Here is a 26,518-nt window from a genome sequence, read left to right on the forward strand (position 1 = left end):
AAAAAAGTGGCATATGCGCCTAACTGCCGGCGCTTTCACCCTCTAGCGGGCACAGCAGGCGCCGCTGCAAGACCGCCTGCAACAGCTCGAAACGCACCGGCTTGAGTAACTGCTCGGTCAAGCCGATGCCATGACAATGCTGGCGCGCGCTGCCTTGCAGGGAGTCGCTCAAGGCGATCACCGGCAGCTCAGCGCAGCCTGGCAAGGCGCGGACCTGGCAACACAGGGAGAAGCCGTCCTCGGGCACATCCAGCAGCACCGCATCAAACGCCCCTTCCTGCAGCATCGCCAGGGCTACGGGGCCGCTGTCGGCCACTTTTACCCGGTAGCCCAACTTGAGCAACATGCCGCGCAAGACCAATTGCGAGACGCTGTTGTCGTCCACCAGCAGTACCGTGCAGTCCTGTGGCGCGCGGTGCAGTTCCACGGCCCGGGACGGCTCCGGCGGCACCGCGATAACCGCCACCTCCAGCTGGAAACGGCTGCCTTTGCGCGGTTCGGAATGATGGGTCAGGCGCCCACCGAGCAATTCGATCAACTGCCGGCAGATTGCCAGGCCAATACCCAGGCCGCCGTATTCGCGGGTGGTCGAGCCATCCACCTGGAAGAAACGCTGATACAGGGTCGCCTCATCCAACTGCGCAAAGCCAATCCCGGAGTCAGTGACGATAAAGGTCAGATGCAAATGGCCATCAGCCCGGGGCACCCCCACCACACGTACGCGCACGGCACCTTCGTGGGTGAACTTGAACGCGTTATCCAGCAGGCATTCCAGGCACTGCATCAGTTTGCCAGCATCGCCCTCCAGGCGATCGGGCAACTCGCCCGCCACATCAATGGAAAACTCCAGGCCCTTGCCCTGGGCATTACCCAGGAACTGCTGGCGCAAGGTATCGAGCACCCCGCGCAGGCTGAACACCTGCGGCTGCGCGCTAAGGCGGCCGGCCTGCAGCTCGGTGAGGGTGAGGATGCCGTTGACCATGCGCATCATGTCCCGCGCCGAGCCGGCGGCGGTTTGCTGGTACTGCGCGAGGTCGCCGGCCAGGGGCTCGGTCTGCATCAGTTCCAGTGAACCAATCACCCCGTTCATCGGCGTGCGCAGTTCATGGGTCAGGGTCGCGAGGAATTCGTCTTTCAACTGGTTGCTGTGGGCCAGTTGCTGGTTGAGCACTTCCAGTTTCTGGCTGGCATCAAACAGGATTTGCGCCTGCTGTTCGCGCATCGCGTTGATCCGGTCGGCCAGGGCCAGGGACAACAGGGCGACTTCGATGGACGAGCCGATCTGGCTGGAGTACATGGTGAGAAACACATTGGGCAGGTAGCCCAACACCATCATCGTGTTGACCACCCCGCCGATCAGGAACGCCGACCAGGCGATGATGAAATACCGCGCCACGCGCTGGCCACAGCACCAGGCCCTGATCCCGGCGACAAAGATGGTCACGGTGAAAATCAGCGCCAGCGCGGTCGCCAGGCGCAGGGCCAGGGCATAGCTGGTCATCAGCGACAACACCATCACCACCGCCCCCGTGCCCACCAGCACCAGCAGCAGCCGGTCCACCCAGCGACTATAGAGGGCGATATGCAGGAAGCTGCGGGCAAACAGGCTGCCAAACAATGCCGACGCGCCGATCAGGAACGGTGTCGCCGCATTAGCCCACCAGGGGTTGTCCGGCCAGAAATACTCCACCGCCGCGCCATTCACCGAAAGCTGGTACATGCCGAACGAGGCGATATAAAGGATGTAATAGAGGTAGCTGGTATCGCGCACGCTGAGGTAGATGAACAGGTTGTATACCAGCATCCCCAGCAGCACACCGTAGATCAGGCCCAGCACATACAGGCGCAGCGGCTGGTCTTCCAGGTAGGCGGTGCTCGACCATAGGGTCAACGGGGCCTGGATCGAGCCTTCGCTTTGCAGGCGCAGATAGAGGGTCTTCTCCTCGCCCGCCTTGAAATCGACATTGAACAGGTAGTTGTTCTGGCGGATTTCCCGGCTGGCAAACGGCAATGCATCCCCGGTGCGCCCGGCCAGGCGGTAGCCACCGGCGCCATCGGGCACGTACAACTCAAGATGATCCAGGGGCGGATAGGCCAGTTCCAGCAGCCAGGTGCGCTGGGCGTGGGGATCCTTGGGCAGGTAATACAGGTCGACCTTGAGCCAGAACGCCGAGCGTGAATAGCCGGCATTGAGGGTGTCTTTATCATGGCGGGTGTAGCGGTTGGCCAGTGCCGCGGAACGGGCATCGGCGATAGTGACGCTGCCACTGGGATCTTCGAGGACTTGCATGATCCGGCCGAGGGGAAGGCTGCGGGTGGTTTCATTGAACTCGACGGCGCCGGCCAGCATCGGCAGCCCGCACAAGAGAAACATCAGCAAATAGCGCATAGAGCCCCAGCGTGGCCTGTCCGGTTATGTCAAAAGCCCCCCATTCCTTTTGAGATGACGTACACCGGCGATACATTTAAGTTGTTTGGATCCACTCTAGCATAGCCGGTAAAGGCCAAAAGACACCATTGAAATAATTTTTTGAAAGGCTCTAGGACGGGGCTTTCAGCGTTCAATCGCCCACAAATAAATGATGGCTTATAGCCATTTTTGCGCGTGCTCCGGCGTAAAATACAAGCACTGCCCGACAGCCACGCAAAAAGCGTTTGGTGGTAAGCTCGCGCACCATGAATATCTACAGCTCCCGCCCCGTTGTCCTCTGTCTCTCCGGCCATGATCCCAGTGGTGGCGCCGGCTTGCAGGCAGATATCGAAGCCCTGCTCGCCCAAGGCTGTCATGCGGCCCCGGCCGTGACCGCGCTGACCGTGCAGAATACCGTCAATGTCAGTGATTTTCGCGTGCTCGACCGCGAGTGGGTATTGGCCCAGGCCAATGCCGTGCTCGACGACTCGCAAGTGGCGGCGGTCAAGCTGGGCATGCTCGGCTCCACCGTGATGGTCGATACCGTGGTCGAACTGCTCCAGCAGCAGCCGCACCTGCCGGTGGTTTGCGACCCGGTGCTGCGCGCCGGTGGCGGCGGCAGCCTGGGCAAGGATGAGGTCGGTTATGCGATGCGCGAGCGGCTGTTGCCGTTGTCGCTGATCGCCACGCCCAACCTGCCTGAAGCACGCATCCTCGCCGAACTGCCCGAAGGCACGGCAGACGAATGCGCCGAAAAGCTGCTGCCGTTTATCAAGCACCTGTTGATCACCGGTGGCCACGGCGACGAGCATGAAGTGCACAATCGCCTGTACAGCCGCGACGGCACGCGCCGCACCTTCACCTGCCAGCGCCTGCCCGGTAGCTATCATGGCTCCGGCTGCACCCTGGCAAGCGCCCTGGCCGGCCGCCTGGCCCAGGGCGAAGGCCTGGCCAGCGCCGTGGAGTCGGCACTCAACTACACCTGGCGCACCCTGCGGGACGCCGAACAATTGGGCCAGGGGCAATTTGTGCCGCGGCGCCTGCCACTGGATTTCTGTTCGTAACACCAAGGGGCCTGCTCGATGAAATTACGTGGCCTGTATGCCATTACCGACAGCCAACTATTGGCCGGTAAGTTCCTGTCCTACGTCGAGGCCGCGCTGGAAGGCGGCGTGACCTTGCTGCAATACCGCGACAAAAGCAGCGACGAGGCCCGTCGCCTGCGCGAAGCCGAGGCCCTGCGTGAACTGTGCGCGCGCTACAAGACCCAGTTGATCATCAATGACGATGCCGAACTGGCCGCGCGCCTTGGCGTCGGCGTCCACCTGGGCCAGACCGACGGCCCGCTGACACCGGCCCGGGCGCTGCTCGGGCGCAATGCCATCATCGGTTCCACCTGCCACAGCCAGATCGAACTGGCCGAACAAGCCGCGCGCGAAGGCGCCAGCTATGTTGCCTTTGGCCGTTTCTTCAACTCCACGACCAAGCCCGGCGCGCCCGCGGCCACCGTTGAAATGCTCGCCCAGGCCCGCGCCCGCTTGCAGCTGCCGATCTGCGTGATCGGCGGCATCACCCTGGAAAACGCCGCGCCCCTGGTGGAGCACGGCGCCGATCTGCTGGCGGTGGTCCACGGCCTGTTCGGTGCCGACAGCACCCAGGAAGTGACGCGCCGCGCCCGCGCCTTCAACGAACTCCTCAAATCCTGAATTCAGAGAGCCTGCCCATGTCTCGTTCCGAAACGTTGTTTGCCAATGCCCAGAAACACATCCCCGGTGGTGTGAACTCCCCCGTGCGTGCGTTCAAGAGCGTCGGCGGCACGCCGCTGTTCTTCAAGCACGCCGAAGGCGCCTACGTCACCGACGAAGATGACAAGCGCTACGTGGACTACGTCGGTTCCTGGGGCCCGATGATCCTCGGCCACAGCCATCCCGACGTGCTGGACGCGGTGCGCAAGCAGTTGGAGCATGGTTTGTCGTATGGCGCACCCACCGCCATGGAAACCGAGATGGCGGACCTGGTGTGTTCGATCGTGCCGTCGATGGAGATGGTGCGCATGGTCAGCTCCGGTACTGAAGCGACCATGAGCGCGATTCGCCTGGCCCGTGGGTTCACCGGCCGCGACAGCATCATCAAGTTCGAAGGCTGCTACCACGGCCACTCCGACAGCCTGCTGGTCAAGGCCGGCTCCGGCCTGCTGACCCAGGGCGTACCGAGTTCGGCGGGCGTGCCAGCAGCGTTTGCCAAGCACACCCTGACCCTGCCGTTCAATGACATCGGCGCCGTCGAGCAGATGCTCAGCGAAGTCGGTCAGGAGGTGGCGTGCATCATCGTCGAGCCGGTGGCCGGCAACATGAACTGCGTGCCACCGGCCCCGGGATTCCTCGAAGGTCTGCGTGAGCAGTGCGACAAGCACGGCGTGGTGTTGATCTTCGACGAAGTGATGACCGGTTTTCGCGTCGCCCTCGGCGGCGCCCAGGCTCACTACGGTGTAACGCCGGACCTCAGCACCTTCGGCAAAATCATCGGCGGCGGCATGCCGGTAGGCTGCTTCGGCGGCAAGCGCGAGATCATGCAGCACATCGCGCCACTGGGCCCGGTCTACCAGGCTGGCACCCTGTCCGGTAACCCGCTGGCCATGGCCGCCGGCCTGACCACCCTGCGCCTGATCAGCCGCCCGGGCTTCCATGCCGAACTGAGCGACTACACCACCCGCCTGTTGGACGGCCTGCAACAACGCGCCGATGCGGCGGGCATCCCGTTCGTCACCACCCAGGCCGGCGGCATGTTCGGCCTGTATTTCAGCGGCGCCGACGATATCGTCACCTTTGACGATGTGATGGGCAGCGATGCCAACCTGTTCAAGCGCTTCTTCCACCTGATGCTCGAAGGCGGTGTGTACCTGGCACCGAGTGCCTTCGAGGCCGGTTTCACCTCCATCGCCCATGGCGAAGCCGAGCTGAAACTGACCCTGGATGCTGCCGAGCGTGCCTTCGCCGCTTTGAAGTAAGACAGCCACAACCTGACGCCGCCCCTGGTGGCGTCAGATTTGCTACCTTGCTTACAGAAATTTCCTCGTTTTTTCGAGAAATCACCTGCAATCCGGCAGATAACTTGCCCACGCAGCAGAAAAACGAGTAAAGACTTTGTAAGCAGAGGCCTGCTTATTTCATAATGCGCGCTTATTGGATCCCCACGTGGCTCCACGCGCCCCGTCAGAGGTAAGTCGATTCCCATGAAACGCACCGGCCGCACCCTGGTTCTGGGCTGCCTGTTGCTCCTTCAACCGCTGCTTGCACATGCACAAGCGGGCGGCAACTCGTTGTTGATCCCAGCGATGGGTCGTTGCACCCTCAATACTCAGCCCGACAGCCAGGCCGAGGCGCTGAGCGCCTGCCAGGCCCTGGCCGATAGCGGGGATGCGCAGGCGCAATACGAGTTGGGCGAATTCTTCTACGACGACAAAAACCCTGCCCGCGACCTGAACAAAGCCCTGAGCTTCTTCGAGAAAGCCTCGTTGCAGGGCCACGCCCAGGCGCAGTTCAAGCTGGGCAGCATGTTCTTCCACGGCGAAGGCGTGCCGGCCAATAACGTGCAGGCGTATATCGTGCTGAAGATGGCGGCGGTCAACGGCGCCGAGGATGCCCTCGACACCGCTGACGAAGTGGCCGAGCACATGCAGCGTGATGAGCTGGAAGTGGCGACCCAGGTGCTGGGGCAGATTTTCCGCAATTACTTGCAGGAATTGCAGAGTGCGGATGGGCGTTCGCCCTTTTCGCCGCTGCCTTGAGGTTGTCTAAACCCTTCTGACGTCATCGCAGGCAAGCCAGCTCCCACATTTGAATGCGTTCACAAATCAAAATGTGCGAGCTGGCTTGCCTGGGATGGGCGCGACGCGGTCTAAAAGCCTACTTCTCAGGCATCGGCATCGGAAACGGCATGACATTGCTCATGCCCCGCGCTTCGCTGATCTTCGGCGTACCCAAGCGTTCGACTTCATCGATACGCACAATCGAATGCATCGGCACAAAACTGCGCACCACGCCTTCGAACTGGGCCTTGAGCTTTTCCTCGCCCGGATCGACGACCAGTTGCGTGCGCTCGCCAAAGACGAACTCTTCCACTTCCAGGAAGCCCCACAGATCACTTTGATAGATCTGCTTGGCGTACATTTCGAACACCTGGCCCTGGTTAAGGAAAATCACCTTGTAGATTGGAGCTTCACGTTTGGTCATGGGGGGCGGGCAGCACATCGGCGGATATAAATGAGGGCGCGAACTATAGCATGGCACCCGATGCACAGTGCTAGGAACCAATGGGCATGCCCCCTATAATGCGCGGTTCTTTACCACCAGTTGACGATTCCCATGGCCAAGAAGCTTTACATCGAAACCCACGGTTGCCAGATGAACGAGTACGACAGCTCGCGCATGGTCGATCTGCTGGGTGAACATCAGGCCCTGGAAGTCACGGCTCGCGCCGAAGATGCCGACGTGATCCTGCTCAATACCTGCTCGATCCGCGAACGGGCCCAGGACCGGGTCTACTCGCAGCTGGGCCGCTGGCGCGAACTGAAACTGGCCAACCCGGACATGGTAATCGCCGTCGGCGGTTGCGTGGCCAGCCAGGAAGGCGCCGCCATTCGTGACCGCGCGCCCTACGTCGACGTGGTCTTCGGCCCGCAGACCCTGCACCGCCTGCCGGAAATGATCGACGCTGCGCGTATCACCAAGCTGCCGCAGGTGGACGTCTCGTTCCCGGAAATCGAAAAATTCGACCATTTGCCCGAGCCACGCATCGACGGCCCCAGCGCCTATGTGTCGGTGATGGAAGGTTGCAGCAAGTACTGCACCTTCTGCGTGGTGCCTTATACCCGTGGCGAAGAAGTCAGCCGGCCGTTCGACGATGTGCTTGCAGAAATCATCCACCTGGCCGAAAACGGCGTGCGTGAAGTGACCCTGCTGGGGCAGAACGTCAACGGCTACCGCGGCCAGACCCACGATGGGCGCCTGGCGGACCTGGCCGAGCTGATTCGCGTGGTTGCGGCGGTAGATGGCATCGAGCGGATTCGCTACACCACCTCGCACCCGCTGGAGTTCTCCGACAGCCTGATCCAGGCCCACGCCGAAGTGCCGGAGCTGGTCAAGCACCTGCACTTGCCGGTGCAATCGGGTTCGGACCGTATCCTTTCGGCGATGAAGCGCAACCACACGGCGCTGGAGTACAAGTCCAAGTTGCGCAAACTGCGCGCCGCCGTGCCGGGCATCTGCATCAGCTCGGACTTTATCGTTGGGTTCCCCGGCGAGACCGAGAAAGACTTCCAGCAGACCATGAAGCTGATTGAAGACGTCGGTTTCGACTTCTCCTACTCCTTCGTCTACAGCCAGCGCCCCGGCACTCCGGCTGCCGACCTGGTCGACGAAACCCCGGAGGAGCTGAAAAAGGAGCGCCTGAACGCGCTGCAACATCGCCTCAACCAGCAAGGCTTCGAGATCAGCCGACAGATGGTCGGTTCGACCCAGCGTATCCTGGTCACCGATTACTCGAAGAAAGACCCGGGCGAGTTGCAGGGGCGCACCGAGAACAACCGGATCGTCAACTTCCGCTGTGATAACCCGACGCTGATCGGCCAGTTCGCCGACGTGCACATCGACGCGGCGCAACCGCACTCGCTGCGCGGCTCGCTGATCAACTGACGGAGCAGATCCGAAGGCAAATGCAGATCAAATGTGGGAGCTGGCTTGCCTGCGATAGCGATGTAACAGGCAGTATCTCTTTCGAACGGGGCGGCCCTATCGCAGGCAAGCCAGCTCCCACAGTGGATCTTCGTTGTTCCTGAGAGCCAAGCCCGTCCATTTAAGTGCTTTCGCACACCGGCAGCTGGCGTTATCCTCTATTTCACCTAAACAGCCAAAGGGCGGCTAAAAGCAACCTTGAACGCACCCATAGCAGAACCCCATCGTTTCCTCCTCGAGCCGTTTGAGGCTCGTCGTTTCGCCAATCTGTGCGGACAGTTCGACGAGCACCTGCGCCTGATCGAACAACGCCTGAGCATCGAGATCCGCAACCGCGGCAACCAGTTCGAGCTTATTGGTGAACCCCAGCACACCACGTCTGCAGAAAACCTGCTGCGTCGCCTCTACCGCGAGACCAAGGGTAGCGAGCTGTCGCCGGAAACGGTGCACCTGTACCTGCAGGAATCGGCCGTGGAAGACCTGGCCAACAACCCGGTGGCCGAAGCCAGCGTGGCGCTGCGTACCAAAAAAGGCATGATTCGCCCACGGGGCTTGAATCAGCAGAAGTACGTCAAGGAAATCCTCGGCAACGACATCAACTTCGGCATCGGCCCGGCCGGTACCGGCAAGACCTACCTGGCCGTGGCCTGTGCGGTAGACGCCCTGGAGCGCGAACAGGTGCGACGCATCCTGTTGGTGCGCCCGGCGGTGGAAGCGGGCGAGAAACTGGGCTTTCTGCCCGGCGACCTGGCCCAGAAGATCGACCCGTACCTGCGCCCGCTGTACGACGCACTGTATGAAATGCTCGGCTTCGAATACGTGGCCAAGCTGATCGAGCGCCAGGTGATCGAGATCGCCCCGCTGGCCTATATGCGCGGCCGCACGTTGAACAACAGCTTCATCATCCTCGACGAAAGCCAGAACACCACGGTCGAACAGATGAAGATGTTCCTGACGCGCATCGGTTTCGGCTCCACGGCCGTGATCACCGGCGATATCACCCAGGTCGACCTGCCCAAGGGCACCAAGTCGGGCCTGGGCCAAGTAATCGAGGTGCTCAAGGACGTGCCGGGGATCAGCTTTACCCACTTCATGCCCAAGGACGTGGTGCGTCACCCGTTGGTACAGCGCATTGTCGAGGCCTACGAGCGTTTCGAACACCGCGACGACGGCCTGTCGAAGGACAACCGCCGCGATGCTTGAGCTTGACCTGCAACTGGCCACCGAAGCGCCAGCCCCCAGCGAAGCGCAGTTCCGCCAATGGTGCGCACTGGCCCTGCGCCAGCGCAGCGCTGACTCGGAACTGACCATCCGTCTGGTGGACGAACCTGAAGGCCGCGAGCTGAATCACACCTGGCGCCAGAAAGACTACGCAACCAATGTGCTGTCGTTCCCCGCCGATGTACCGGACGAACTGCTGGATATCCCGCTGCTGGGTGACCTGGTGATCTGCGTCGCCGTGGTGGAGCGCGAGGCGCAAGAACAAGGCAAGGCCCTTGAGGCCCACTGGGCCCATTTGGTCATGCACGGCTGCTTGCATCTGTTGGGCTACGACCATATAGATGATGAAGAAGCCGAAGAAATGGAAGCACTGGAACGAACGTTGCTTGCAGAGTTGGGTCATCCTGACCCCTATGCAGACGACGAACACTAATCGACACTCAACTGAAACAATCAAGGATTTAGAGTAATCGCTATGAGCGAAGACCGATCGAGCAACGGGCAAAAGTCATGGCTGGGTAAACTGACCCAGGCTTTTGCCCACGAGCCGAAAAACCGCCAGGAGCTGCTGGAGCTGCTGCGCGAGGCCCATCAGAACAAGTTGCTGGACAGCGAAGCGCTGGCCATCGTCGAAGGCGCCATCCAGGTAGCTGACCTGCAAGTTAGGGACATCATGGTCCCGCGTTCGCAGATGATCAGCATCAAGGCGACCCAGACCCCACGGGAATTCCTCCCGGCCGTGATCGACTCGGCGCACTCGCGCTACCCGGTGATCGGCGAAAGCCATGACGACGTCATGGGTGTCCTGCTGGCCAAGGACCTGCTGCCGTTGATCCTCAAGGAGAACGGCGACAGCTTCAACATCAAGGACCTGCTGCGTCCTGCGACCTTCGTGCCTGAATCCAAACGCCTGAATGTGCTGCTGCGCGAGTTTCGCGCCAACCACAATCACATGGCCATCGTCATTGACGAATACGGCGGCGTCGCGGGCCTGGTGACCATCGAAGACGTGCTGGAACAGATCGTCGGCGATATCGAAGACGAACACGATGTTGAAGAAGACAGCTACATCAAGCCGCTGCCCAGCGGTGATTTCCTGGTCAAGGCACTGACGCCGATCGAGAACTTCAACGAGTTCTTCGACAGCGGATTCTCCGACGATGAATTCGACACCGTCGGCGGCCTGGTGATGAGTGCGTTTGGCCATCTGCCCAAGCGTAACGAAACCACCGAGATCGGCGCCTATCGCTTCCGCATCCTCAATGCCGATAGCCGTCGCATCCACCTGATCCGCCTGACACCTATTGCCCGCTAAGGACTGATATGCGCCGTCTCACCGCACCCGGCTGGCCCGGTAACCTGCTGGCCGTGGTGGCCGGTGCTATCACCACCCTGGCGCTGGCGCCGTTCGATATCTGGCCGCTGGCACTGGTGGCGGTCGGGGTGTTCTATGCCGGAATGCGCCAACTGACACCACGCCAGGCCTTCGGGCGTGGCTGGTGCTTCGGTTTTGGCCTGTTTGGCGCGGGCACCAGCTGGATTTATTACAGCATCCACCACTTTGGTGGCGCTTCGGTGTTGCTGGCCGGGCTGTTGATGCTCGCCTTTACCGCCGCGATCGCCCTGTTCTTTGCCCTGCCTGCCTGGCTCTGGGCCCGCTGGCTGCGCCGTAACGAAGCGCCGCTGGCCGATGCCCTGGCGTTTGCCGCGCTGTGGGTGGGCCAGGAAGCATTTCGCGGCTGGTTCCTCACCGGCTTTCCCTGGCTGTACTCCGGTTATAGCCAGCTCGACGGCCCGCTGGCCGGGCTCGCGCCGCTGGGCGGGGTGTGGCTGATTTCGTTTGCCCTGGCCTTGAGCGCGGCGCTGATCGTCAACCTGCCGCGTTTGCTGGCGGCCAGGCGCAACGCGTTCATCGCCACGGGCCTGGTGCTGCTGGTTGCGCCCTGGGCGATTGGCGTGGCGCTCAAGCACCACGCCTGGACCAGCCCTGCCGGTGAACCGCTGACCGTCGCGGCGATCCAGGGCAATGTCGAGCAGAGCATGAAGTGGGACCCGGCGCAGCTCAATGAGCAACTGGCGCTGTACCGCGACATGAGTTTTGCCTCCAAGCGCGTGGACCTGCTGATCTGGCCGGAAACCGCCGTGCCGGTGCTCAAGGAGTCCGTCGAGGGCTACCTGGCAATGATGGGCAAGTTCGCCGCCGACCGGGATGCGGCGATGATCACCGGCGTGCCGATCCGCCAGGAAGTACGCCACGAAAAGCGCTATTTCAATGGCATCACCGTGGTTGGCCAGGGTGATGGCACCTATTTGAAGCAGAAACTGGTGCCCTTTGGCGAGTACGTGCCGCTGCAGGATGTGCTGCGCGGCCTGATTGCGTTCTTCGACCTGCCGATGTCGGACTTTGCCCGCGGGCCTGAGGACCAGGCCATGCTGCAAGCCAAGGGTTATCAGATCGCGCCATATATCTGCTACGAAGTGGTCTACCCGGAGTTTGCCGCCGGCCTCGCCGCCCGCAGCGACTTGTTGCTGACCATCAGCAATGACACCTGGTTCGGCACCTCCATCGGCCCCTTGCAACACCTGCAAATGGCCCAGATGCGCGCCCTGGAAGCCGGCCGCTGGATGATTCGCGCGACCAACAACGGCGTGACCGGCCTGATCAACCCATTCGGGCAGATCACCGAGCAGATCCCGCAGTTCGAACGCGGCATCCTCTATGGGGAAGTGGTGCCGATGCACAACCTGACGCCATACCTGCAATGGCGTTCGTGGCCGCTGATCATCCTGTGCCTGGGGCTGTTTGGCTGGGCGCTGCTGGCCGGGCGCATGGCCAAGACCGTCTAACAGACACCCAAGCCCCAATGTGGGAGCGGGCTTGCCCGCGATGGCGGTATATCAGTCAGCATTTTCAGTGACCGACCCACCTCCATCGCGGGCAAGCCCGCTCCCACACAAGCCCCACATTTTGATTTGCGCCATCAACGATAGAACAGGCGGTAACCTACCTGCCCCACCGCCTCATTGATTAACTGCCCGCTCTGCCAGATCGACTTGAACTCCGGCATCCAGCCGCCCAGCGGCCGGGCATTGTCCACTCCCAGGAAGCCGACCGGCGCCGGCACCACGGTAAAGCCGGCCTTCTCGAAGCTCCACACTGAGCGCGGCATATGCCAGGCCTGGGTCACGACTACCACGCGCTTGACGCCCTGGGGCAACAGGATCTCGGCGCTCATCTGCGCATTTTCCCAGGTGGTGCGGCTGCGCTCTTCCTTCCAGCGTACGGCCACACCAAAGTCTTGCTGCATCGACACCGCCATCAACTCTGCCTCGCTGGGCGGCGTGCCATAGTGCAGGCCGCCGGTGGTCAGCACCGGCAAGCCCGAGGCCTTGGCCAATCGCGCAGCGTAGCGCTGACGCTCCAGGCCCACACCTGTCGGCTGATCAGCGCCCCAGGCCGGGTCACCGCGCTCGCGGCCCGAGCCCAGCACCACAATGGCATCGGCCCGTTGTGCCAGGCTGGCCCAGTCGTCCAGGGCCAATGGCGGCTCGGTTTCCAGGGCACGCGCGCCCCACTCCACCATCACCGGCAGGCTGATCAGCCACATCCCGCCAAACCCCAGGGCAAAGCACACGCCAGCCAAGCGTGGGCGAGTGCGGCGAAACCACCAGGCAAGGGCCAGCAGCAGCAAGAGAATGCCGGGCGGCAGCAATAATTGTTTGATGAAATAACGAATAGGCATCGAGCATCTCCAAAGATGCCCGAAGCCTAAGGTGTAACGGGGTTTAGCGACAATCTTTACCAGCGGCGGATAACGCTGAGCAGGTTACTTGAATCGTACAGACCGCAGCTTTTCCGGGCCGCGGCCGGCCGACAAGTCCTTGAGCCATACCACCTTGGACGATCGCACCGCCTCCCTAGCTGGCACAGGAGCCACCCATTGCGGGATTGGGCGCGCGTTCAAGTCCAGGTAGGCCTTGATCACTTCAAACTCTGCAGGGCTCAAGCCTCGCAGTTCCAGCTCATCGGGCCGTTCGTCACGCAATCGGCCCGCGGTTCTTGCTGCGTCCAGTGCTCGACCCAAGCGGTCGATCAGTCCTTCATACACTTCCGGTTTCGTTCTCATTCGCTGCGAATCAACCATCCCCTCACCTCATTAAAGATAAGTCTCACTCCCCAATAAACAGCGTAGCTGCGCTGACGCAACCAACCGCGCGCCGCGACCAACGGCCTGCGCTGCGCAATCAGGGTTTCCCTCGATAGAGTGGGGTCATGTATGCTACGGCGCTTCCTGTAACTCCACTTCCCGCAGGGTTTGGGCACGGACGCGCCGCTTTTTGGTGTCGATCAACCCGGACAATGCACCGAAGAGGATTAGGCCACCCCTATTCAGTTCAAAAGTAGCCATGCACGAACAATATCAGCCCCGTGAAATAGAAAATGCCGCCCAAACTTTCTGGGATGAGCAAAAGTCCTTTGAAGTCAGTGAACAGCCAGGCAAGGAGACTTACTACTGCCTATCGATGTTCCCTTACCCCAGCGGCAAACTACACATGGGGCACGTGCGTAACTACACCATCGGCGACGTGATTTCCCGCTACCAGCGCATGCTCGGCAAAAACGTCCTGCAACCTATGGGTTGGGACGCCTTCGGCATGCCTGCGGAAAACGCCGCGATGAAAAACAACGTGGCGCCCGCCAAGTGGACCTACGAAAACATCGCCTACATGAAGACCCAGCTGCGCAGCCTGGGCCTGGCCGTGGACTGGTCGCGCGAAGTGACCACCTGCAAGCCGGACTACTACCGCTGGGAACAATGGCTGTTCACTCGCCTGTTCGAAAAAGGCGTGATCTACAAAAAAAGCGGCACCGTGAACTGGGATCCGGTCGACCAGACCGTCTTGGCCAACGAGCAGGTGATCGACGGTCGCGGCTGGCGTTCCGGCGCGCTGATCGAGAAGCGCGAAATCCCGATGTACTACTTCAAGATCACCGCCTATGCCGATGAGCTCTTGTCGAGCCTCGACGACCTGCCGGGCTGGCCTGAACAGGTCAAGACCATGCAGCGCAACTGGATCGGCAAGTCCAAGGGCATGGAAGTGCAGTTCCCGTACAACGTGGATTCCATAGGCGTTGCTGGCGCACTGAAAGTCTTCACCACCCGTCCAGACACCCTGATGGGCGCGACCTACGTCGCCGTGGCCGCCGAACACCCGCTGGCCACCCTGGCCGCAAAAAACAACCCTGAGTTGCAGGCCTTTATCGCCGAATGCAAAGGCGGCAGCGTGGCCGAAGCCGACGTCGCCACCCAGGAGAAAAAGGGCCTGCCGACCTCGCTGTTTGTCGAGCACCCACTGACCGGCGAAAAACTGCCGGTATGGGTCGCCAACTATGTGCTGATGCACTACGGCGATGGCGCAGTAATGGCAGTGCCCGCCCACGACGAGCGCGATTTCGAATTCGCCACCAAGTACAACCTGCCGATCAAGTCCGTGGTGCGCACCAGCTCCGGTGAAACCAACCCGGCCCCGTGGCAGGACGCTTATAACGAACACGGCACCCTGATCAACTCCGGCGAGTTCGACGGCCTGGACTTCGCAGGCGCCTTCGACGCCATGGAAGTCGCCCTGATCAAGAAAAACCTCGGTGCCTCGCGCACCCAGTTCCGCCTGCGCGACTGGGGCATCAGCCGCCAGCGCTACTGGGGCTGCCCGATCCCGATCATCCACTGCGAAAGCTGTGGCGACGTACCGGTACCGGAAGACCAATTGCCGGTGGTGCTGCCCGAAGACGTGGTGCCGGACGGCGCCGGTTCGCCATTGGCGCGCATGCCCGAGTTCTACGAGTGCAGTTGCCCGAAATGCGGCCAGCCTGCCAAGCGTGAAACCGACACCATGGACACCTTCGTCGAGTCCTCGTGGTACTACGCCCGCTACGCCTCGCCGCACTATGAAGGCGGCCTGGTGGAAAAATCCGCGGCCGACCACTGGTTGCCGGTGGACCAGTATATTGGTGGCATCGAACACGCGATCCTGCACCTGCTGTACGCACGCTTCTTCCACAAGCTGATGCGTGACGAAGGCCTGGTCAGCTCCGACGAGCCGTTCAAGAACCTGCTGACCCAGGGCATGGTGATCGCCGAGACTTACTATCGCCGCGAAGCCAATGGCGCCTACACCTGGTTCAACCCGGCGGACGTGGAGCTTGAGCGTGACAGCAAGGCCAAGGTGATCAGTGCCAAGTTGAAATCCGACGGCCTGCCGGTGGAAATCGGCGGCACCGAGAAGATGGCCAAGTCGAAGAACAACGGCGTCGACCCACAGTCGATGATCGACCAGTTCGGCGCCGACACCTGCCGCCTGTTCATGATGTTCGCCTCGCCGCCTGACATGAGCGCCGAATGGTCGGACTCCGGTGTCGAAGGTTCGCACCGTTTCCTCAAGCGCGTCTGGCGCCTGGCGCATGCCCATATCAGCCAGGGCTTGCCGGGCAAGCTGGACGTGGCGTCGTTGAGCGACGAGCAGAAGCTCATTCGCCGCAGCACCCACCTGGCCATCAAGCAAGCCAGCCAGGACGTGGGCCAGCACCACAAGTTCAACACCGCCATCGCCCAGGTCATGACGCTGATGAACGTGCTGGAAAAAGCGCCACAGGCTACCGAACAAGACCGCGCACTGGTGCAGGAAGGCCTGGAAGCAGTCGTCCTGCTGCTGGCGCCGATCACCCCGCACATCAGCCACGACCTGTGGAGCCAGTTGGGCCACAGCGGCGCGGTGATCGACGCTGCATGGCCGGTCGCGGATGACAGCGCCCTGGTACAGGACACGCTGCAACTGGTGATTCAGGTCAACGGCAAGCTGCGCGGCCAGATCGACATGCCTGCCAGCGCCAGCCGCGAAGAAGTCGAAGCTGCCGCGCGTAGCAACGAGAACGTGCTGCGCTTCACCGAAGGCCTGACGATCCGCAAAGTGATCGTGGTGCCCGGCAAACTGGTCAATATCGTCGCTAGCTAATCGGATCGGGCGCCAGGGCAAGAGCCCCGGCGCCGAACAAAACCTCCAGGGCCTCGATAAGGCCCACATGGTTTCAAGGGGAGCAACAAAATGATCAAACGCAACCTGCTGGTTATGGGCCTTGCCGTACTGCTGAGCGCTTGCGGCTTCCAGCTGCGCGGCACTGGCACCACGGAACTGGCGATCAAGGAACTGGATGTCAGCGCGCGCAACGCCTATGGCGAAACCGTGACCCAGCTGCGCCAAACCCTGGAAAACAGCGGCGTCAAAGTCTATAACGGTGCGGCTTACAAGCTGGTACTGATCGACGAGAAAGAGACCCAGCGTAACCTCAGCTACGCCAGTGCCGGCCGGTCTTCGGATATCGAGTTGAGCAGCGTGCTCATGTTCCAGATCCAGGGCCACGACCAATTGCCGCTGATCAGCGACAAGCTGCAAGTGCAGAAAGTCGTGACGCATGACGGCAACAACCTGGTGGGTTCCGACACTGAGGTCAATCAGGTGCGCAATGAAATGCGCCGTGACCTGGTCCAGCGTATGGTCCTGCGCCTGCAAATGATCAGCCCGGCCCAGCTCGACGCTTTGCAACAGACTGCCGACGCCAAGGCCAAGGCAGATGCCGAGGCGCTGAAAGCCGCGCAGGACTACGAAAACAGCATTCCCAAGCAATCGCCTGTTGAAGTCCCTGCCGAGTAAACCAGGCGGGGCGCGTCATGCGCCCCGTCCATCCAGCCTATGAAACTCGCCCCCGCCCAACTCGCCAAACACCTGCAAGGCAACCTCGCGCCTGTGTACATCGTCAGTGGCGATGATCCGCTGTTGTGCCAGGAAGCTGCCGACACCATCCGCCAGGCTGCGCGCCAGCAAGGCTTTGATGAACGCCAGGTGTTCAGCGCCGATGCCAGCTTCGACTGGGGCACCCTGCTCCAGGCCGGGGCGAGCATGTCGCTGTTTGCCGAAAAACGCCTGCTGGAGCTGCGCCTGCCCTCGGGCAAGCCCGGCGACAAAGGCGCGGCGGCCCTGATGGAGTATTGCGCCCGCCCCGCCGAGGACACGCTGTTGCTGATCAGCCTGCCCAAGCTCGATGGCAGTGCGCAGAAGACCAAATGGGGTAAGGCCCTGGTGGAAGGGGCGCAAACCCAGTTCATCCAGATCTGGCCAGTCGACAGCAATCAGTTGCCACAATGGATTCGCCAACGCCTGTCCCAAGCCGGGTTGTCTGCCAGCCAGGACGCGATCGAGTTGATCGCCGCCCGGGTTGAAGGCAACTTGCTGGCCGCCGCCCAGGAAATCGAAAAGCTCAAGCTGATGGCCGAAGGTGGCCAGATCACCGTCGAGACAGTGCAAGGCGCGGTGGCCGACAGCGCGCGTTTTGACGTGTTCGGGCTGGTGGATGCGATCCTCAATGGCGACGCGGCCCATGCCTTGCGCATGCTCGAAGGGCTGCGCGGTGAAGGGGTCGAGCCGCCGGTGATTCTCTGGGCCCTGGCGCGGGAGTTGCGCTTGCTGGCCAATATCGCCCTGCAATACAGCCAGGGTACGCCGCTGGACAAGGCTTTCAGCCAAGCCCGCCCGCCGGTATGGGACAAGCGCAAGCCCCTGATGAGCAAGGCCCTGCAACGGCACTCGGCGCAACGCTGGGCGCAACTGTTGCTCGAAGCCCAGCGCATCGATGCGCAGATCAAGGGCCAGGCGGCTGGGTCGCCGTGGATGAGCTTGAGCCGTTTGTCGCTGCTGATGTCCGGCCAGCGCCTGGCACTGCCAGCCGAATAGCACGCTCGCCCAAACACCACAAATCCAATGTAGGAGCTGGCTTGCCAGCGATGGCATCACCACGGTGTGACTGACATACCGAGGTGCTTGCATCGCTGGCAAGCCAGCTCCTACAGGTTTGATCGTCGCCGTATTCAGGTCTTTGATATTTCCTACATCGCGCCGGGCTGGACAGCAGCCAAACTTCGGCAGATGATTCGCACCGCATCACCCACCCCATCGGAGAGTCCCGATCATGAGCAAAAAGCCATCCAAGCATGGCCCCAACAAGGCCAAATCCATCATCGCCCAGCCGTTGTTCCGCAGTCGCCAGGAACCCGCCGGCAAAGGCAAAGGCAGCTACCGCCGCGAAGCCTTCCAGTCTAATAGCTGGGAGGCTTCTTACTTTCTGGCTTCCTGAAGGCAAGCGCCCCTCTGGCATGATAAGGTCTGCACCTGATTCGTATTTCCTGGACCTGTGCATGCCCTCTAGTCTTTCCCGTCGTTGGCACCTTCGCCAATTGATTGCTGCCTCCAGCCTGATCCTGTTAGTCGCCTGCGCCGAAAAACCCACCGCCGCCGACGCTCAGCCCCTGCCCACGCTCCAGACCGCACCGGTTGCCGCACCCGCCGTAGTTGCGCCCCTGGCCGTGAGCAATCTCGATATCCAGCCGACCCAGACCTTTGCCCAATGGCAGGCAGGTTTTCGCGTCGAAGCGCTGAAAGCCGGTATCACCCCTGCAGTATTCGACACGGCCTTCGCCAACGTCACCCCTGACATGGCGGTCATCCGTGCCGACCGCAGCCAACCGGAGTTTTCCCGCCCGGTATGGGAATACCTCAACGGCGCCCTGTCGCCGCTGCGTGTGCGCAACGGCCAGGCCCTGCTGATCAAGCACGCCGATATCCTGCAAAGCATCGAGCAGCGCTACGGTGTCGATCGCCAGGTACTGGTCTCGGTGTGGGGCATGGAAAGCAACTTCGGTTCGTTCCAGGGCAATAACTCGGTGATCCGCTCCCTGGCGACCCTGGCCTACGAAGGCCGCCGCCCGGCATTCGCCCAGGCGCAGTTGCTGGCTGCGCTGCAAATCATCCAGCACGGTGATATCCCGGCCGAACAGATGCGCGGTTCCTGGGCCGGCGCCATGGGCCAGACCCAATTCATACCGACCACCTACAACACCCACGCGGTGGACTTCGATGGCGACGGTCGCCGCGACATCTGGAACAGCTCGGCCGACGCCCTCGCCTCCACCGCGCACTACCTGCAAAGCTCGGGCTGGCAGAAAGGCCAACCGTGGGGCTTTGAGGTGCGGCAATTGCCGGTGAACTTCGACTATGCCCTGGCGGATGGTGCAGTGCGCAAGCCGGTCGGCGAGTGGATGAAACTCGGGCTGCAGGTGCCGGTCGGGGCCAGCGTGCCACCCAACGTAGAAACGCTATCGGCCGCCCTGCTGCTGCCGGCCGGCCATCGTGGCCCGGCGTTCCTGGTGCTGGACAACTTCCGCGCAATCCTCAAGTACAACAACTCGTCGTCCTACGCCCTGGCGGTCGGCCTGTTGTCCGAGCGCTTTGGCGGTGGTGGGGTGATTCGCGGGGATTGGCCAACGGACGAACTGCCGCTGACCCGCTCCCAGCGTATCGAATTGCAGACGGTGTTGAGTGCCAAGGGCTATGAGGCTGGCAACCCGGACGGGATTATCGGCGCCAATACGCGCAAGGCGATTCGGGCGGCGCAGCAGTCGTTGGGCTGGCCGGCGGATGGGTATCCGACAGTGAAGTTGTTGGAGTCGTTGCGTAGCCGCTAGATCGGTGCAGGGCGACTGCCGCTCCCACATTTGGAATGCAATTCCCTGTGGGAGCCAGCTTGCTCGCGATAGCGTACTGACAGGCGGCAAAACACTCAGAGCCGAGACACCACATCCTGCTCCAGCACCAGCCGCTGTTCCCCCGCATCCAGGCGCACCACCGCACCCATCGGCAAGGTCAGGTTCGGGTCGCAATGGCCGCTGCGCCAGCCGGACAGGACCGGAACACAGAACGGTTGGAAGGTCTGCTTCAACAACCGCTCCAGCGCCACACTATCCACCCCCGCCACATCCCCCACCAGCACACCGCGCACCTGCGCCAGCTTGCCCGCCAGGCGCAAGTGCGTCAGCAGGCGGTCGATGCGGTAGATCGGCTCGTTGACGTCCTCGATAAACAGAATGATGCCGTCGGCATCAAGCTCAAAGGGCGTGCCCATCACGGCCGCGATCATCGACAGGTTGCCCCCCAACAGGCGCCCACAGGCGATGCCAGGCTCAACGGTGGTCAACGGGTACGCCACTGGGTGCGCCAGCACACTGCCAGCGCCCAGCCGCCCACGCAGCAGGCTGAACAGTGATGATTCGGTGGGTTGTTGCTTGTCACCGAGCAGGTCGGCATTCAGCATCGGGCCGTGGAAAGTCACGAAGCCGGCGTAGCGACTGATCGCCAAGTGCAGCGCGGTGATATCGCTGTAGCCGACGAAGGGCTTGGGATTGGCCGCCAGCAGCGCGAAATCCACGCTGTCGAGCAAGCGTGGGGTGCCGTAGCCGCCGCGCAGGCAGAAGATGGCGTCGATCTCGGGGTCGGCAAAGGCCGCATGCAGGTCACGCAGGCGGACTTTATCGCTGCCGGCCAGGTAGCCATCGCGCTCATACACCCCCGAGAAGATCCGCAGCTCGTAGCCACGGGCGCGCATCCATTGCCCGGCCTTTTCAACATCCAGCGCGGCGGGACCGGCGGGAGCGATGAGGCCGATCACGCCTTCGGCGCGCAGGGCGGGTACGGCGGTGGCAAGCGGGTCAGTCATCCTTGGTTCTCCCTATTCTGTACAGCGCAACGAACTGTGGGAGCGGGCTTGCCCGCGATGCAGACGCCTCGGTGTATCAGTTGCACCGAGGCGATGCTATCGCGGGCAAGCCCGCTCCCACACAAGCCAGCTCCATACACACCCATCCAGACAGATGGGCGCCAAGGCTCAGGAAACCAGGCTAGCCTTGACCAGCTTGGCCTGCTCGTCGGCGTGGTACGACGAACGCACCAGCGGGCCCGAGGCGACGTTCTTGAAGCCCATCTTGTAACCTTCTTCGGCAAACCAGGCAAAGGTGTCCGGGTGCACGAAACGCTGCACCGGCAAGTGGCTGCGCGACGGTTGCAGGTACTGACCGAGGGTCAGCATGTCGATGTCGTGTTCGCGCATGCGCTTCATGACTTCGATGACTTCTTCGTCGGTTTCGCCCAGGCCCAGCATCAGGCCGGACTTGGTGGGGATGTGCGGCATCATCTGCTTGAATTTCTGCAGCAGGGTCAGCGACCACTGGTAGTCCGAACCCGGGCGCGCGGCCTTGTACAGGCGTGGCACGGTTTCCAGGTTGTGGTTGAACACATCTGGCGGCTCGGCGGCGGTGATTTCCAGGGCGACGTCCATGCGGCCACGGTAGTCCGGGACCAGGGTCTCGAGCATCACATTCGGCGACAATTTGCGGATTTCACGGATGCAGTCAGCAAAGTGCTGGGCACCGCCGTCGCGCAGGTCATCGCGGTCTACCGAGGTGATCACCACATACTTGAGTTTCAGGTCGGCAATGGCGATGGCCAGGCTTTCTGGCTCGTTGACGTCCAGTGGCTTGGGCCGGCCATGGCCAACGTCGCAGAACGGGCAGCGACGGGTGCAGATGTCACCCATGATCATGAAGGTCGCGGTGCCGCCAGAGAAGCACTCGCCCAGGTTCGGGCAGGAGGCTTCTTCGCACACGCTGTGCAGTTTGTGTTTGCGCAGCAGCGCCTTGATACGGTCGACTTCCGGCGAGACCGGGATGCGCACGCGAATCCAGTCGGGCTTTTTCGGCAGTTCGGTGGTCGGAATGATCTTCACCGGGATGCGTGCAACCTTCTCGGCGCCGCGCAGCTTGACGCCGGCTTCCACCTTGGCACGCGGAGCCGGGGCCGGACGGTCGGTAATGTCCAGCGTCGGGATCATGGTTTGCACAACATCAGTAGTCATATCAGTCGATTCCGCCCGTCAGGGTCGTCTGCTCAGCATAGTCGAGGTGTTTGACGAGCTGCGCGCGCAGCCGGGCACTTACCTCGGCAAATTCTATGGGTGTTGCGTGATCGCTCAACTGGGTCATGGCCAAACCGGCGTAACCACAGGGATTGATCCGGAGAAACGGCGCCAGGTCCATGTCCACGTTCAGGGCCAGGCCATGAAAGGAACAGCCATGACGAATACGCAGGCCCAGGGAGGCGATTTTCGCGCCGTTGACATACACACCTGGAGCATCGGGCTTGGCCGCGGCAGTCACACCGTAACTGGCCAGCAGCTCGATCAGGCAGTTCTCCATGCGACTGACCAGCTCACGCACGCCATAACCCAGCTTGCGCACATCCAGCAGCAAGTAAGCCACCAGTTGTCCGGGCCCATGGTAAGTCACTTGACCACCCCGGTCGACCTGCACCACCGCAATATCACCCGGAAGTAGTAGATGCTCGGCCTTGCCAGCCTGGCCCTGGGTGAATACCGGCGGGTGCTCCACCAGCCAGATTTCGTCGGGAGCCGAGCTGCCGCGCTCATTGGTAAAGCGCTGCATGGCGTGCCAGACAGGCTCGTACGCCATCTGGCCGAGCTCGCGAAAGCCCAGGACCTGTGACATCACAACACCATATGTACGAAACCGGTGGCTCGCAGTTCGCTGTTGATGTCGTAAAGCTGGTCTTGACCGGTCGCAACGATGTGCAACTGGATCGTGGTGTACTTACCGTTGGTGCTCAAGCGCTCATCCACACGGTTGTCGTTGATCGTTGCGTGTTTACGCATGATCTCGAGGATCTTGTCTTTGTTGCCCACACCGGTATCGCTGATCACCTTGACGGGATAGTCCGTCACCGGGAATTCGATCTTTGGCGCCTTTACTTCTTTATCGGTCATGGCGTAACGGCCTCGTAAGCGGTAAGCCGTGGCGACGAGCAAAGCCCCGCGTCGGATCAACGCAGGGCTTTGCGGGTGCACACAATCAGTTGAACAAGCCGTAGAAGAATAGACGGATGCTATCCCACACGCGGCGGAAGATACCACCTTCCTCAACGGCGTCGAGTGCGATCAGATCGGCGCTGTGTACGACTTTGTCGTCCAGCTTCACTTCGACTTTACCGATCACATCGCCCTTGGCGATTGGCGCGGTCAGTTGTGGGTTCATGGTCATGCTGGCAGCCAGTTTCTTCAGCTGGCCTTTAGGCATGGTCAAGGTCAGGTCGTCAGCCAGGCCGGCCTTGACTTGACGCTCGGTGCCTTTCCACACAGGAGCCTGGGCCAGCTCAGCGCCCTTCTGGTAGAAGGTCTGGGTTTCGAAGAAGCGGAAACCGTAGGTCAGCAGCTTCTGGGTTTCAGCCGCACGGGCCTGCTCGCTGTTGGTGCCGAACACCACGGCGATCAAGCGTTGGCCATCACGCACAGCCGAAGACACCATGCAGTAGCCGGCCTCGTCGGTGTGGCCGGTTTTCAGGCCATCGACGGTCTTGTCGCGCCACAGCAACAGGTTGCGGTTAGGCTGCTTGATGTTGTTCCAGAAGAATTCTTTCTGGGAGTAGATGGCGTAGTGCACCGGGTCGACACGAATGATCGCGCGGGCCAGGATCGCCATGTCATGGGCCGACGAGTAGTGGTCTGGGTTTGGCAGGCCGGTCGGGTTCATGAAGTGGCTGTTGGTCATGCCCAGGTCAGTCACGGTTTTGTTCATCATGTCGGCGAATGCATCTTCGCTGCCGGCAATATGCTCGGCCAGGGCGACGCTGGCGTCGTTACCGGACTGGATGATGATGCCGTGCAGCAGGTCGCTGACAGTCACCTGGGAGCCGACCTTGATGAACATCCGCGAACCGCCGGTACGCCAGGCGTTTTCGCTGACGGTCACCGGATCGTTTTCACCGATCTGGCCGCGACGGATTTCCAGGGTCGCGATGTAGGCGGTCATCAGCTTGGTCAGGCTGGCCGGCGGCAGGCGCTGGTCACCGTTGTTTTCGACCAGCACGTTGCCGCTTGCGGCATCCATGAGCACGTAGGACTTGGCAGCCAGTTGCGGTGGCGCTGGCATCATTTCGACGGCCCAGGCAGCGGGCGCGATGATCAGCGGGACAAGCAGGCACAGGCGTTTGGCTAAGGTGGTGATGTTCATCCGTCTCTCGAAATTGCTTATGGAAACTTGCCCTCGCGGGCAAAACTATTCAGACAGCCCGTTGCCAGGCTGTCGCGTATTCAGTTGCCAGCTCAACCCTTGCCTTCGGGTTTTTATTATTCGACGAGCCTGCAACCAGGGCCCCGGCACGCAAACGCGCCAGCACCCCAGATCCGCTACTGCTTATTCGGCGCTGACCACGCTGGGCTGACCCAGGTTGGCCAGTCGCACGCTGTTCTGCACCTGGGCAATCTCGCCCGCCGAGCCGATGGGGCCCAGGCGTACCCGGTGCAGGGTCTGCTGGTTACGCACGATGGAGCTGATAAACACTGGCGCGCTGACCATCCCGCTGAGCTTGGACCTTAACAGTTCTGCCGCATCCGGGTTGGCGAAAGCGCCGACTTGCAGGTACTGCCCGCCCGCGGCACTGCCCGGCGCCGCCTGTGGCACGGCCACGACTGGCGCGGCGTGCTGCTGGGGCGGCGGCGTCCACTGCTCGACCTTGCCCGCCGAAGCGGTGATCTGCGGTTGTGCGCTTTGTGGTTCGTTGAGCATCAATGGCGCTGGCTTGCCGCGCTGGGCCCAGTACTGGGCCGGATCGATGCCTTCGACCTTGACCCGCGCCGTGCCGGTTTCGGCATAGCCGAGTTTTTTCGCGGCAGCGTAGGACAAGTCGATAATTCGGTCGGAGTAGAACGGCCCGCGGTCGTTGACCCGCAGGATCACCACGCGGTTGTTGTCCAGGTTGGTCACCCGTACGTAGGCCGGCAGCGGCAGGGTCTTGTGCGCCGCGCTCATGCCATACAGGTCATACACTTCGCCGTTGGCGGTGTTCTGGCCGTGGAACTTGGTGCCGTACCAGGATGCGGTGCCCGACTGCACGTAGTTCTTGGACTCTTGCAGCGGGAAGTAGGTCTTGCCCAGCACCGTGTAGGGGTTGGCTTTATAGTTGCCGGTATGCAGGGTCGGCGTGGCATCCGGGATGCGCGAGACATCGACGTCCCACCACGGCGCGCCGTCCTTGTGGGCCCGGTTGATATCCAGCCCCGGCTGCGCGCGGACTACCGGGCCACTGGCCTTCTGCGCCGGCGCGCGGCTGGTGGAGCAACTGACAACCAGCAAGGACAATGCGGCCAGCGCCACCAGCTTGAGCGGTTTATTGATCGGCGATACCCGCATTACTTGACGCCCCGTGCTTGAACCAGCATGTCTGACAGCTGATGCACGGCCATGGCGTACATCACACTGCGGTTATAACGCGTGATTGCGTAAAAATTCTTCAGGCCCATCCAGTATTCCGGGCCGTCTGCACCTTCCAGGCGGAAGGCAGTAACCGGCATATCATCGCGCAGCGCATCATGACTTGACCAGCCCAGCGCCCGCAACTCCCCGACGGTTTTCACCGGCTCGATGCCCTGGGTCAGGCCTTCATCGGCGCGATCGCCCGTGACATCGGCGCGGATCACCACCGGCTCGCCAGCCACCCAGCCATGACGCTTGAAGTAGCTGGCAACGCTGCCGATGGCATCATCGGGGTTGCTCCAGATGTTGATATGGCCATCACCGTCAAAATCCACGGCGTAGGCGCGAAAGCTGCTGGGCATGAACTGCGGCAGGCCCATGGCCCCGGCGTAGGAGCCTTTGAGGGTCAGCGGGTCGACCTGCTCTTCACGGGCCAGCAGCAGGAACTCACGCAGCTCCTTGCGGAAGAATTCGGCGCGGGGCGGATAATCGAAGCCCAGGGTCGACAAGGCGTCGATCACCCGGTAACTGCCGGTATTGCGCCCGTAAAAGGTTTCAACGCCGATGATCGAGACGATCACCTGGGCCGGCACGCCATATTCCTGCTCGGCACGGGCCAGCACGGCCTCGTGCTGCCGCCAGAAATCCACACCCCGCGCCACGCGGGCGTCGGTGAGGAACATCGGGCGATAGTCCTTCCACTGCTTGACGCGTTCGGCGGGGCGGGAAATGGCGTCGAGTATCGCCTGCTTGCGCTGCGCCTCACGGAACACGCCCATCAGTTGTTCGCCGGCGAAACCATAGTCACGCGTCATCTCACCGACAAATTCGGCGACCTGGGGCGAGCCGTCGTAATCGCCGGCCAGGGCTGGCTGTGCAGCGCCAAAGGCGCCCAACAAGCCCAGGCAGGACGCATATCGAGCAGCCCAGCCGCGCATTGCTTGCATTGA

Annotated in this window: 25 protein-coding genes; 14 read left to right on the forward strand and 11 right to left on the reverse strand. The window is 61.9% G+C overall.

The window, feature by feature from the left end; all coding sequences use genetic code 11:
• Window positions 1-19 precede the first annotated feature (19 nt).
• Entirely contained in the window at window positions 20-2,389 is a 2,370-nt protein-coding gene (locus ACSSVH_RS22775) for a hybrid sensor histidine kinase/response regulator (protein WP_492633770.1), read from the reverse strand.
• A gap of 287 nt (window positions 2,390-2,676) precedes the next feature.
• Between ACSSVH_RS22775 and ACSSVH_RS22780 the strand changes: the two genes are divergently transcribed.
• From ACSSVH_RS22780 to ACSSVH_RS22795, 4 genes are all read left to right on the forward strand, one after another.
• Window positions 2,677-3,474 (forward strand): hydroxymethylpyrimidine/phosphomethylpyrimidine kinase, encoded by a 798-nt coding sequence (locus tag ACSSVH_RS22780; protein WP_492633771.1) that lies wholly within the window; start codon window positions 2,677-2,679, stop codon window positions 3,472-3,474.
• 18 nt (window positions 3,475-3,492) lie between these two features.
• Complete coding sequence (gene thiE / locus ACSSVH_RS22785) at window positions 3,493-4,116, forward strand: thiamine phosphate synthase (RefSeq protein ID WP_170041677.1); 624 nt, start codon at window positions 3,493-3,495, stop codon at window positions 4,114-4,116.
• A 17-nt stretch (window positions 4,117-4,133) separates the two neighbouring features.
• Complete coding sequence (hemL, locus tag ACSSVH_RS22790; RefSeq protein ID WP_169951180.1) at window positions 4,134-5,417, forward strand: glutamate-1-semialdehyde 2,1-aminomutase; 1,284 nt, start codon at window positions 4,134-4,136, stop codon at window positions 5,415-5,417.
• Between the two features lie 225 nt (window positions 5,418-5,642).
• Window positions 5,643-6,197: a tetratricopeptide repeat protein gene (locus tag ACSSVH_RS22795; RefSeq protein ID WP_492633772.1), complete on the forward strand. Its 555-nt coding sequence runs from the start codon at window positions 5,643-5,645 to the stop codon at window positions 6,195-6,197.
• A gap of 118 nt (window positions 6,198-6,315) precedes the next feature.
• On the opposite strand, the gene ACSSVH_RS22800 is transcribed toward ACSSVH_RS22795, so the two are convergent.
• Window positions 6,316-6,642, reverse strand: a complete 327-nt coding sequence (locus tag ACSSVH_RS22800) for a DUF1820 family protein (RefSeq protein ID WP_003215457.1) — start codon at window positions 6,640-6,642, stop codon at window positions 6,316-6,318.
• Window positions 6,643-6,774: 132 nt separating this feature from the next.
• Between ACSSVH_RS22800 and miaB the strand changes: the two genes are divergently transcribed.
• The 5 genes from miaB (at window position 6,775) to lnt (ending at window position 12,210) form a co-directional block, all read left to right on the forward strand.
• Window positions 6,775-8,103 carry a tRNA (N6-isopentenyl adenosine(37)-C2)-methylthiotransferase MiaB gene (gene miaB, locus ACSSVH_RS22805; RefSeq protein ID WP_170041675.1) on the forward strand — a complete coding sequence of 443 codons (1,329 nt, stop codon included), beginning with the start codon at window positions 6,775-6,777 and terminating at the stop codon, window positions 8,101-8,103.
• Window positions 8,104-8,340: 237 nt separating this feature from the next.
• The gene (locus tag ACSSVH_RS22810) at window positions 8,341-9,345 is read left to right on the forward strand and encodes a PhoH family protein (RefSeq protein ID WP_169951184.1); all 1,005 of its coding nucleotides are present in this window, start codon (window positions 8,341-8,343) and stop codon (window positions 9,343-9,345) included.
• Window positions 9,338-9,796 carry an rRNA maturation RNase YbeY gene (ybeY, locus tag ACSSVH_RS22815; protein WP_169951186.1) on the forward strand — a complete coding sequence of 153 codons (459 nt, stop codon included), beginning with the start codon at window positions 9,338-9,340 and terminating at the stop codon, window positions 9,794-9,796. Before ACSSVH_RS22810 ends, ybeY begins: the two co-directional genes overlap by 8 nt.
• 42 nt (window positions 9,797-9,838) lie before the next feature.
• A complete protein-coding gene (locus ACSSVH_RS22820; RefSeq protein ID WP_169951188.1) occupies window positions 9,839-10,678 on the forward strand; it encodes a CorC family transporter in 840 nt (279 codons plus the stop codon).
• An 8-nt stretch (window positions 10,679-10,686) separates the two neighbouring features.
• Window positions 10,687-12,210 (forward strand): apolipoprotein N-acyltransferase, encoded by a 1,524-nt coding sequence (gene lnt / locus ACSSVH_RS22825; protein WP_492633773.1) that lies wholly within the window; start codon window positions 10,687-10,689, stop codon window positions 12,208-12,210.
• Between the two features lie 134 nt (window positions 12,211-12,344).
• Here lnt and ACSSVH_RS22830 read toward each other — a convergent pair whose 3' ends face one another.
• Together ACSSVH_RS22830 and ACSSVH_RS22835 are read right to left on the reverse strand one after the other, a co-directional pair.
• A complete protein-coding gene (locus tag ACSSVH_RS22830) occupies window positions 12,345-13,106 on the reverse strand; it encodes a YdcF family protein (RefSeq protein ID WP_169951193.1) in 762 nt (253 codons plus the stop codon).
• Between the two features lie 84 nt (window positions 13,107-13,190).
• Entirely contained in the window at window positions 13,191-13,508 is a 318-nt protein-coding gene (locus tag ACSSVH_RS22835) for a hypothetical protein (RefSeq protein WP_169951196.1), read from the reverse strand.
• Between the two features lie 262 nt (window positions 13,509-13,770).
• Here ACSSVH_RS22835 and leuS point away from each other — a divergent pair, with 262 nt between their 5' ends.
• The 5 genes from leuS to ACSSVH_RS22860 all read left to right on the forward strand — a co-directional run bounded on the left by leuS (window position 13,771) and on the right by ACSSVH_RS22860 (window position 19,937).
• Window positions 13,771-16,377, forward strand: coding sequence for a leucine--tRNA ligase (gene leuS, locus ACSSVH_RS22840; RefSeq protein WP_492633774.1), 2,607 nt, complete (start codon window positions 13,771-13,773; stop codon window positions 16,375-16,377).
• A 90-nt stretch (window positions 16,378-16,467) separates the two neighbouring features.
• The gene (locus ACSSVH_RS22845; protein ID WP_057960695.1) at window positions 16,468-17,073 is read left to right on the forward strand and encodes an LPS-assembly lipoprotein LptE; all 606 of its coding nucleotides are present in this window, start codon (window positions 16,468-16,470) and stop codon (window positions 17,071-17,073) included.
• Between the two features lie 39 nt (window positions 17,074-17,112).
• Window positions 17,113-18,150 carry a DNA polymerase III subunit delta gene (holA, locus tag ACSSVH_RS22850; RefSeq protein ID WP_492633775.1) on the forward strand — a complete coding sequence of 346 codons (1,038 nt, stop codon included), beginning with the start codon at window positions 17,113-17,115 and terminating at the stop codon, window positions 18,148-18,150.
• A 235-nt stretch (window positions 18,151-18,385) separates the two neighbouring features.
• On the forward strand, window positions 18,386-18,550 hold the full coding sequence (gene arfA, locus ACSSVH_RS22855; protein WP_492633776.1) for an alternative ribosome rescue factor ArfA: 165 nt from the start codon (window positions 18,386-18,388) through the stop codon (window positions 18,548-18,550).
• A gap of 61 nt (window positions 18,551-18,611) precedes the next feature.
• The gene (locus ACSSVH_RS22860) at window positions 18,612-19,937 is read left to right on the forward strand and encodes a lytic murein transglycosylase (protein ID WP_492633777.1); all 1,326 of its coding nucleotides are present in this window, start codon (window positions 18,612-18,614) and stop codon (window positions 19,935-19,937) included.
• Between the two features lie 95 nt (window positions 19,938-20,032).
• Here the strand turns inward: ACSSVH_RS22860 and ACSSVH_RS22865 are convergent, their stop codons facing one another.
• From ACSSVH_RS22865 to mltB, 7 genes are all read right to left on the reverse strand, one after another.
• Complete coding sequence (locus ACSSVH_RS22865) at window positions 20,033-20,965, reverse strand: S66 peptidase family protein (protein ID WP_492633778.1); 933 nt, start codon at window positions 20,963-20,965, stop codon at window positions 20,033-20,035.
• A 168-nt stretch (window positions 20,966-21,133) separates the two neighbouring features.
• Window positions 21,134-22,135: a lipoyl synthase gene (lipA, locus tag ACSSVH_RS22870; protein WP_162237654.1), complete on the reverse strand. Its 1,002-nt coding sequence runs from the start codon at window positions 22,133-22,135 to the stop codon at window positions 21,134-21,136.
• A 25-nt stretch (window positions 22,136-22,160) separates the two neighbouring features.
• On the reverse strand, window positions 22,161-22,808 hold the full coding sequence (lipB, locus tag ACSSVH_RS22875) for a lipoyl(octanoyl) transferase LipB (RefSeq protein WP_169951215.1): 648 nt from the start codon (window positions 22,806-22,808) through the stop codon (window positions 22,161-22,163).
• Entirely contained in the window at window positions 22,808-23,083 is a 276-nt protein-coding gene (locus tag ACSSVH_RS22880; RefSeq protein WP_029292256.1) for a DUF493 domain-containing protein, read from the reverse strand. Before ACSSVH_RS22880 ends, lipB begins: the two co-directional genes overlap by 1 nt.
• Before the next feature lie 85 nt (window positions 23,084-23,168).
• Window positions 23,169-24,326 carry a D-alanyl-D-alanine carboxypeptidase family protein gene (locus tag ACSSVH_RS22885; protein WP_029292257.1) on the reverse strand — a complete coding sequence of 386 codons (1,158 nt, stop codon included), beginning with the start codon at window positions 24,324-24,326 and terminating at the stop codon, window positions 23,169-23,171.
• Between the two features lie 183 nt (window positions 24,327-24,509).
• Entirely contained in the window at window positions 24,510-25,505 is a 996-nt protein-coding gene (locus ACSSVH_RS22890) for a septal ring lytic transglycosylase RlpA family protein (protein ID WP_099168342.1), read from the reverse strand.
• Window positions 25,505-26,515, reverse strand: a complete 1,011-nt coding sequence (gene mltB, locus ACSSVH_RS22895; protein WP_169951220.1) for a lytic murein transglycosylase B — start codon at window positions 26,513-26,515, stop codon at window positions 25,505-25,507. The genes ACSSVH_RS22890 and mltB overlap by 1 nt, the downstream gene beginning before the upstream one ends.
• Between the last annotated feature and the right edge of the window lie 3 nt (window positions 26,516-26,518).

The sequence above is a fragment of the Pseudomonas sp. HC1(2025) genome, assembly GCF_058742075.1.

Bases quoted from the DNA above. Each gene is read 5' to 3' on its own strand.
- lipB (WP_169951215.1), bottom strand. From the start codon at position 22,808: ATGTCACAGGTCCTGGGCTTTCGCGAGCTCGGCCAGATGGCGTACGAG.
- holA (WP_492633775.1), top strand. From the start codon at position 17,113: ATGAAACTCGCCCCCGCCCAACTCGCCAAACACCTGCAAGGCAACCTC.
- ACSSVH_RS22890 (WP_099168342.1), bottom strand. From the start codon at position 25,505: ATGCGGGTATCGCCGATCAATAAACCGCTCAAGCTGGTGGCGCTGGCC.
- ACSSVH_RS22865 (WP_492633778.1), bottom strand. From the start codon at position 20,965: ATGACTGACCCGCTTGCCACCGCCGTACCCGCCCTGCGCGCCGAAGGC.
- ACSSVH_RS22775 (WP_492633770.1), bottom strand. From the start codon at position 2,389: ATGCGCTATTTGCTGATGTTTCTCTTGTGCGGGCTGCCGATGCTGGCC.
- ACSSVH_RS22820 (WP_169951188.1), top strand. From the start codon at position 9,839: ATGAGCGAAGACCGATCGAGCAACGGGCAAAAGTCATGGCTGGGTAAA.
- ybeY (WP_169951186.1), top strand. From the start codon at position 9,338: ATGCTTGAGCTTGACCTGCAACTGGCCACCGAAGCGCCAGCCCCCAGC.
- ACSSVH_RS22860 (WP_492633777.1), top strand. From the start codon at position 18,612: ATGCCCTCTAGTCTTTCCCGTCGTTGGCACCTTCGCCAATTGATTGCT.
- hemL (WP_169951180.1), top strand. From the start codon at position 4,134: ATGTCTCGTTCCGAAACGTTGTTTGCCAATGCCCAGAAACACATCCCC.
- thiE (WP_170041677.1), top strand. From the start codon at position 3,493: ATGAAATTACGTGGCCTGTATGCCATTACCGACAGCCAACTATTGGCC.
- ACSSVH_RS22795 (WP_492633772.1), top strand. From the start codon at position 5,643: ATGAAACGCACCGGCCGCACCCTGGTTCTGGGCTGCCTGTTGCTCCTT.
- ACSSVH_RS22780 (WP_492633771.1), top strand. From the start codon at position 2,677: ATGAATATCTACAGCTCCCGCCCCGTTGTCCTCTGTCTCTCCGGCCAT.
- ACSSVH_RS22800 (WP_003215457.1), bottom strand. From the start codon at position 6,642: ATGACCAAACGTGAAGCTCCAATCTACAAGGTGATTTTCCTTAACCAG.
- ACSSVH_RS22830 (WP_169951193.1), bottom strand. From the start codon at position 13,106: ATGCCTATTCGTTATTTCATCAAACAATTATTGCTGCCGCCCGGCATT.
- ACSSVH_RS22885 (WP_029292257.1), bottom strand. From the start codon at position 24,326: ATGAACATCACCACCTTAGCCAAACGCCTGTGCCTGCTTGTCCCGCTG.
- miaB (WP_170041675.1), top strand. From the start codon at position 6,775: ATGGCCAAGAAGCTTTACATCGAAACCCACGGTTGCCAGATGAACGAG.
- leuS (WP_492633774.1), top strand. From the start codon at position 13,771: ATGCACGAACAATATCAGCCCCGTGAAATAGAAAATGCCGCCCAAACT.
- ACSSVH_RS22880 (WP_029292256.1), bottom strand. From the start codon at position 23,083: ATGACCGATAAAGAAGTAAAGGCGCCAAAGATCGAATTCCCGGTGACG.
- lipA (WP_162237654.1), bottom strand. From the start codon at position 22,135: ATGATCCCGACGCTGGACATTACCGACCGTCCGGCCCCGGCTCCGCGT.
- arfA (WP_492633776.1), top strand. From the start codon at position 18,386: ATGAGCAAAAAGCCATCCAAGCATGGCCCCAACAAGGCCAAATCCATC.
- ACSSVH_RS22835 (WP_169951196.1), bottom strand. From the start codon at position 13,508: ATGGTTGATTCGCAGCGAATGAGAACGAAACCGGAAGTGTATGAAGGA.
- ACSSVH_RS22845 (WP_057960695.1), top strand. From the start codon at position 16,468: ATGATCAAACGCAACCTGCTGGTTATGGGCCTTGCCGTACTGCTGAGC.
- lnt (WP_492633773.1), top strand. From the start codon at position 10,687: ATGCGCCGTCTCACCGCACCCGGCTGGCCCGGTAACCTGCTGGCCGTG.
- mltB (WP_169951220.1), bottom strand. From the start codon at position 26,515: ATGCAAGCAATGCGCGGCTGGGCTGCTCGATATGCGTCCTGCCTGGGC.